The 7575-nt window shown below is 38.0% G+C and carries 6 protein-coding genes and 1 pseudogene; 2 read left to right on the top strand and 5 right to left on the bottom strand.

Annotated elements, in window-relative coordinates:
- Positions 1-238: 238 nt before the first annotated feature.
- The 3 genes and pseudogenes from EO126_RS10925 to EO126_RS04885 form a co-directional block, all read right to left on the bottom strand.
- Positions 239-391, bottom strand: a pseudogene (locus EO126_RS10925) (IS30 family transposase); the annotation flags it as partial.
- Positions 381-1103 (bottom strand): zinc ribbon domain-containing protein, encoded by a 723-nt coding sequence (locus tag EO126_RS04890; RefSeq protein WP_225723653.1) that lies wholly within the window; start codon positions 1101-1103, stop codon positions 381-383. The pseudogene EO126_RS10925 and the gene EO126_RS04890, both read right to left, overlap by 11 nt.
- Positions 1104-1858: 755 nt before the next feature.
- Entirely contained in the window at positions 1859-4678 is a 2820-nt protein-coding gene (locus EO126_RS04885; protein ID WP_127007786.1) for an FAD-binding and (Fe-S)-binding domain-containing protein, read from the bottom strand.
- Between the two features lie 543 nt (positions 4679-5221).
- Here EO126_RS04885 and EO126_RS04880 point away from each other — a divergent pair.
- Positions 5222-5737: an S-adenosylmethionine decarboxylase family protein gene (locus tag EO126_RS04880; protein WP_127007784.1), complete on the top strand. Its 516-nt coding sequence runs from the start codon at positions 5222-5224 to the stop codon at positions 5735-5737.
- Positions 5738-5877: 140 nt separating this feature from the next.
- On the opposite strand, the gene EO126_RS04875 is transcribed toward EO126_RS04880, so the two are convergent.
- Positions 5878-6555, bottom strand: a complete 678-nt coding sequence (locus EO126_RS04875; RefSeq protein WP_127007782.1) for an HAD hydrolase-like protein — start codon at positions 6553-6555, stop codon at positions 5878-5880.
- 154 nt (positions 6556-6709) lie between these two features.
- Between EO126_RS04875 and EO126_RS04870 the strand changes: the two genes are divergently transcribed.
- A complete protein-coding gene (locus EO126_RS04870) occupies positions 6710-6961 on the top strand; it encodes a (2Fe-2S)-binding protein (protein WP_006556772.1) in 252 nt (83 codons plus the stop codon).
- A gap of 177 nt (positions 6962-7138) precedes the next feature.
- Here the strand turns inward: EO126_RS04870 and sufU are convergent, their stop codons facing one another.
- Positions 7139-7573, bottom strand: a complete 435-nt coding sequence (sufU, locus tag EO126_RS04865; RefSeq protein ID WP_127007780.1) for a Fe-S cluster assembly sulfur transfer protein SufU — start codon at positions 7571-7573, stop codon at positions 7139-7141.
- Between the last annotated feature and the right edge of the window lie 2 nt (positions 7574-7575).

Genomic DNA, 7575 nt, shown 5'->3' with positions numbered 1-7575 from the left:
TGGTGTAATGCACTGCCACGCAAAATTCTAAATTACCGGACACCACAAGAAGTATTCATTGAAGAAGTTAATAAGTTACTGGGTTTTTAAAAGTGTTCAATTTCATATTGCAATTTACTAAAAAAATATGATGTAAGTGAAAATAATATAAAAAAGGAAAAAAAGACAGAAAGAATACAGTTATTAATATCAAAGACGCTAGATAATAAATTAAAAGAAGCAGCAGCAAATTCTAAATAGTATTTAATTCTTCATCACGTAAATCAATGGATTTACCCAATTCCCTCTTATGTTTTCTAGAAGAGTACTTTCTTGTTGATCTGCGTAAAACTAACGGTAAATCCATAATTTTAAAGGCTAAGATATTTTGGTGAAGGTAGTTATAAAGCGTGCCATGACGTACCGTTAGTATAATGAATTTCAGCTAATTCGATGTGAAATTTTGTCCCATTTTCCAACCCATGAAGGGTCCAGTGATAAGTCCCATCCGATAGGCCTTGTGGCTCGATGGTATCCTGATTTATAAGCACGGTGAAAGGGTCACCATAGCCGAATTCAGTAACCTCTTGGCCAAAGTTATCTTTAGCCGATAAATGGACCTTAAAGCCATCGATAGTCTTATCACTGTCGTTTTGTATCTGAATATAAGCAACTGGTTCGCCTATCACATTTTTATCTACTTCAAAATTGGCAATAGAAGCTGGGGCCGGTAACTTGACTGGTTTTTGTTCTTTTACCGGAGCCGGTGCTTGTTTTTCCTCCTGTTTTGCCGGATCTGACAGCGCTTGTTCTTCTTTGCTGACATCGGAGCCGTCGTCATGAACAGAGTATAGAAATGCCCCCATCATACAAACCAAGACGGCGACAACAAAACGATTCCACATCCGTACCCGTTGTTTTCTATCCTTCGGCCACAGATTCCGTACCCGTGAGGGGAGGTTGTGCACCTGTTGCCGAGGTTCTTCGGTCGATCCTACGGGGACTTCAGGTTCTGCGGGTTCGACAGTTTCTTTTGGAGCTTCAGCATGGTGAATCGTCGCACCGCAATAGGGACAAAACTTAGCATCATCCTGAATCTTTTTACCACATTGAGTGCAAAACATCATATCGCTTCCTTTTTCTAAAAAGCCGTGAAAAATTTCATTCCCTTGGCAAATACAGCAGCGTATATAAATACCATCCTTCGATTTGTTATAAAGGCAGATGAAACAGTATTTGCCTATTTTGAGATGAGAGAAATACTGTTTATAATTTAACATACTATTCATGAAACATCAACAAATATTGGATAATAATGATACATGTAAAGAAATTAATGAAGAAAAAGCCGGCAAAGGGAAGCCGATATCGTGGACGATTAGGCCATGCACATCGTGCCGTCCGGATAGAGAAAAGAGAACCGCAGCAGCGCAGAGACTACCGAATCTCTATTTCCGTAAGCGATGATTTTATATTCTCAATATTATTATCAATAAAAGAAGAGAAAGAACGATACGATGATAATTAGCAGTTCAATACATGTTTTTTCAAGCTTGCCGATTTTTGCCGATATTTTGCCGAAAAAGAAATAAAAAACGAGGGAATTTGGCAGTTATTGAGAAAACGCGAGAGATACATTAATTCGCGGATAAATGGCTTAAATAAGCGGCTTATAAAGCGTTCTAAGATGTCCCTAGATTCTCAAATTACATTACTTACGATAATATATCGTTATCGGAAGTAATTATATCATATCACTCTATTTAGTTCAATAGCCGTCCGTCTAAGACGCTTTTAACAAGTTAATGATACATCTGTATGAGTTACTATATTCACCCATACACAAGCATCATTATTTACGTATAGTATTTACAGTAAATTATTTTCTTGTAGAACAACGGTCTAACAAGTATGCAATGCTTACAAACGGAATACCGCCGTTTTCACCAAGACCGGTTTCACAAGTTGAACTGGAACTTACACCTAATGTACAACCTAAGTTTTTAATTTCTTCGGCTAAGTATTTAGTTGAAGATTTATTGAGTTCCGGTGTGAAGAAACCTTTTTGACCGGCAAAACCGCAACATGCAAAGGATTTGATATTAAATACTTTATCGGTACATGCACGAGCCAAGTTTTCAATATAATCGCCTTTATTCAAAGTCTTAATCTTACACTGTTTATGAACGATTACCGATTCATCGCATTTCGTTACATGCAAATCAGGTAAAATTGTATACAAGAACTCGGAAATATCAAGAATCTTCAAGCCTTTAATATGTTTAAATGCATGATTGAAGCATGCGGAATGGTCGATAACAATCGGATAAACGCCGCCTTCACTGGCCTTAGTCAATGCTTCGGTTAAATCAGCCAAAGCTTGTTTGTCGATTTCTTCATAATTTTCAAAACTTAAGCCGCAACATAAGTTTTCAATATGAGGCGGATAAATCACATTGTACCCTGCTTTATCGCACAAACTTTCGAATACTTGTTGTAAACTGCGAGTATCGGCATAACCTTGATTCTGACGGAATGCACGGTTAGCACAAGTACTGAAGTATACTACATTTTTCTGATATGCCGGATTACGTTTATTCGTCAATTTATATGTATTGGCTTTCGGCATAGTTGTCGGTACATATGGTGTCAAACCGGTTAATTCATGAGCATCTTCGGAAATTTTAGCCAATAAGGTCTTCGTAGCTACTTTACCGGCTACACCACCCAAGGTGGCCCCTACCTTAGCTGCTTTCAAAGTAGTACTGAAGTTGTTATAAATAGCATGTGCCAAACCGCGACCCTTCGGATTAATTTTGCGCATAGAAATCGCAATTTGAGCTGTGTCAATACCTAAAGGACAAAGCATGGAACACATGGAGCAAGCGGCACAAGTGTCAACACCGTAATATTCGTAGCCTTTTTTGAGTTCTTCAGCCATTACTGTATTGCCTTCTTTGAGTAAACACTGTTCTTCACGAAGCAAGGAAATACGTTGGCGTGGAGTCAATGTTAAGTTACGGCTCGGACAGTTACGTTCACAGAAACCGCATTCCATACACATATTGTATAATGGATCGATATCGCTCATAGCTTTTAAATTCTTTTTGTAAATATCCGGATCATCCGTGATCATAACATCAGGATTTAATAAGCGTTGAGGGTCAAAGATTTCTTTAATACGACGGTTAACGGCATAAGCTTTTTTGCCCCATTCTAATTCAACAAACGGAGCAACCATACGACCTGTACCATGTTCTGCTTTAATGGAACCTTCTACCCCGGCTACACGTTCAGCCATTTCTTTAACGAGACCGGAGAAGTTATCCATTTCACGTTGTTCGTTAAAGTTAGGTGTAATAATAAAGTGAACGTTGCCGCTCAAAGCATGACCGAAAATAATACCGCTGTCTTCGAAATCATATTTTTTAAACAATTCCGTAATCATTTCGATACCGTCGGTGAAATCTTCAATTTTAAAGCAAACATCTTCGGTAATAACAGTAGTACCCGGACGACGTAAGCCGGCAGCAATCGGTAACAAACCTTTACGAATTATCCACCATGCATCATATTCTTTTGCGTCTTTAGAGTACAAGCTTGGAATAACCGTCGGAATATCTTTTAATTGATCCTTAATATATTCCAAATTAGCGTCTAAAGTAGCTTCGTCATTGCTTTCGGATTGGAATAAAATACAGCTGGTCCCTTCCGGTACACCATGTACAAAGGATGGAACTTCCGGTAATTGTTGTACACTCTTAAGACTTAAATAGTCCATCATTTCAGCAGCCACGACTTTATCGCGGGACATATTGGCCAAAGCAACTACGGCACGGGATGCATCGTTTAATTTAGCGAAGAATAAAAGACCGCAACCTTTGTATTTAGCGTCATCAACGCAGTTGTACACAACTTCACTTACGAAGCCGAGGGTCCCTTCACTGCCGATAAAGATATGGTTTAAAATATCTACGATATCTTCGAAATCAACCAAAGAGTTAATACCGTAACCGGTAGTATTTTTAATTTTATATTTACGACGAATTAAATCTACTAATTCGCTGTCGGTCATGATTTCACTGCGCAAATTTAGTACATCATCTACCAATTTGCTGTGACTGGCCATAAATTCTTTAACGCTTTGAGGATTGCCTGTATCAAGAATTGTACCGTCAGCCAATACTACACGCATGGAACGAACTGTTTTGTAAGAGTTTTCAACCGTACCGCAACACATACCGCTGGAGTTATTGTTAAAAATACCGCCTACCAAAGCAGTTGTAATGGTAGCAGGATCAGGACCGATTTTTTTACCGTAAGGTTTTAAAGCTTCATTCGCATCGGCACCGATTACACCGCAAGCCAAACGAATGGCATTGCCGTTTTCAAGCACCTGCACAAATTTAAACCCATCATTGGCAACAATCAATACATCTTCGGAAGATGCCTGACCGGATAAAGAACTGCCGGCAGCACGGAATGTTACCGGTGTACCGCAACGGTTAGCCAATAATACTAATTGAACTACTTCCGCTTCCGTATTTGCTTTTACTACTACTTTAGGCAAATAACTGTAGCAGGATGCGTCAATACCGTACGCATAGCAAAGTAAAAAATCTGTAAACACTCGATCCGGTGAAATCTTCTTTGCTTCTAATACAAACGTGTCATAATCTCTCTTCAACTGTAAGCTCATTTTAGGACCTCCCACATCGTATTGTGCCACTCGGCACTACTGTACGACTTCATATAGATTTAGAATAGCATACCGCTCATATCATGTAAATCAACCATATAGGTATAACCAATACTCATATTAAATTAAGTCTTTTAAAATCCTATGTACAACAGAAAAGTTAAAATGTTCAATGTAGAAACTATTCCACGAAATGAATAAATTTTATATTTTACGTGTCTATAATTCATTAAACTCATCATAAATATAAATAATAGTTTTTCTCAATATCACAAAGAATTTCCTCCCTGCTTACCTTGATTTTACTTTTATCATTTTACAAGCTACCCTGTTTCAAGGTATAATTAAAGGATATTAGAATACTTAAAACTCATAAAACAATTGAACTTATGGTCATAGTAAGAAATTATCTTCACTGCAGATGGTCTTTCCTCTTACAGTGACCCACTAAATCAGAAATTCCAGACCCTAATAGATTAATTAAAAAAATATATTATATGATACAATATATATAACGATAATCGTAGTAAGGAAGGTGTAAGTATGTCCAACGCAATAGGAACTCATTTATTAATAGATTTATATACTTGTTTGGAAGATGTCGTAAACTCCCCACTCATTATTCAGGAGAGTGTCACAAATGCACTCGAAGCAGCTCAACAACCGATTGACGAAATCAGTTGTCAAGTCTTGGATGATGAAGTGGTATTATTTGCCGTTTCGCCACATTGTCATATCGCAGTACATGCCTATCCTGATATGGGTTATGTAGCCGTAGATATTTATACTTTTGACTTACCGTTACAGGCTACACTGATCATGCGAGTGTTAAAACAATCTTTCGGTGCCGAACGTGTTAAAGCAACCAGCATCAATCGTGGCGACTTTGGTTCTATCCGTGATATGAAACCTCGTAAAAAATCATCCTTATCGGCTATGGGACGTGTGACACGTACTCGTATGAGTTTAAAGAAAACCGGTTCTAAATTATTAAAAAGTACCGGTAAAAAAGTATTCAATGTCATTGCCAAAAAGCGAGATCCTCAACCTCGTGAATAAGAAATTCTTAAATTCGCATATTTCAACTAAAAAGGCTATCCCCTATATTAGGTGTTTATTTAACACGTAATACGCGGGATAGCCTCTATTATTATATTCGATTAATTGAATACTATGGCCATAGTATTATAGTAGTATTATTATAACAATGTATCTACAGCGATATTTAAGATAACATCGGCTGGTGTATCACAAAGGTAATCGGCGCCGGAATTTTCCAATTCCTCACGAGAACCATATCCGTAAGTAACGGCTACAGCACGACAACCGAACTTCTTAGCCGCTTCCATATCATACTTGCGGTCGCCTACCATGTACCAACCGGTGATGTCTTTTTTAGTGCGATTAGAGGAAATCTCAGCCATAGCAGCCAATGCTTCTTTTAAGACATCGTCTTTATGGGTAATGCCACGAGAGGAGTCGGACCCTTTAATAACTTCAAAGTACTTGGTAAGACCAAAATGGGCTATAACTTCGTCAGCTAAATGTTGAGGTTTAGCCGTTGCAACAGCCACATAGGTATTCGTTTGACGTAAAGTAACCAACATGCGTTCTACATCTTCGTACACACGGTTTTCAAATTTACCGATGGTTTCATAACGTTCCTTGAAATAACCGTATGTTTCTTCAGCTTCTGCATCAGTCATACCGCAGTGTTCACGCAAAGAGTCAACAATCGGTGGTCCGATAAAGAGTGTTAAAATCTCATCCCCCGGTACGGGTACGCCTTTCTTTTCCAATGCATACACAACAGACTTTTTAATGCCTTCTGCAGAATCGGTAAGTGTGCCGTCTAAGTCGAATAAAACACAAATCATAGGATCTTCCTTTCTTTATTAACTCTTTCTTAACATAGAAACCATAATCTATGTTACAATAGAATTATAGATAGATTAAACTAATAAGTATTAAAGTTTTTTATGTAAAAGTTTATGTACAAAGCTATACTAAGCAGTATAGGAGGTAAGGCATATGGATTTCGAAGAACAAAAAGTTCCCGACAGTATTTTAGACAAGTATACCAAAGTTTGTACCTGTCGCAGCATTTCCCGTAAAACTATTAAAGAAGCCATCAATGACGGCTGTGATACAATCCCTAAAATCAGAGAACGCACCGGTGCGGGCACAGGCTCTTGCGGCGGTAAAAACTGTGGTGTGCGCATTGTCAAACTCTTACAGGACATGGGAAAACTACCAAAACCGGGTGCAAAAAAAGAAGATTAACAATCAACTACATAATCTGACAGGAATCGTTTAGCATTTTCCTGTTAAAAAGGAGTTAACACATAGCAACAAAGTTGTTATAGGTTAACTCCTTTTATTGTATATAATCAATTATAACATATCATACCGGAGAACCTGAAAATAGCAGATCTTAATCCCCTGTACTCTTATAAATGATTATTTAGCTTCTTTTTTTAATGCTTCTTTAAGCGTATGCCATGCCAATACGGCACATTTAACACGAGCCGGCATATTGGAAATATTTTGAAGTGCAATGGCATCTTCAAGTTCTTCCAATTCAGCTTCATCGGTTACTTCTTTTTTGATCATACCAAGGAAAATATCGACTAAGCGGAATGCTTCGTCAACGCTTTTACCTTTAATGATATCAATCATCATTGAAGCCGATGCTTGGCTGATGGCACAACCAGAACCGGTATAAGCAGCGTCTTTCACAATACCGTCTTCTACATTAACTTGTAACGTTAAATCATCGCCGCAGCTTGGATTATGACCATGCTCAGATACGGTAAACGTATCCAACAAGCGCTTATTACGTTTATCCTGATTATGCTCTAAAATTAACTCAGTATATAACTGATCCATTTCCATAC

This window comes from Veillonella seminalis, from assembly GCF_003992065.1.
GTDB classification, from domain to species: Bacteria; Bacillota; Negativicutes; order Veillonellales; family Veillonellaceae; genus Veillonella_A; species Veillonella_A seminalis.
Note: the sequence above shows the minus strand (reverse complement) of the source record. Positions and strands in the feature narration are given on the sequence as shown.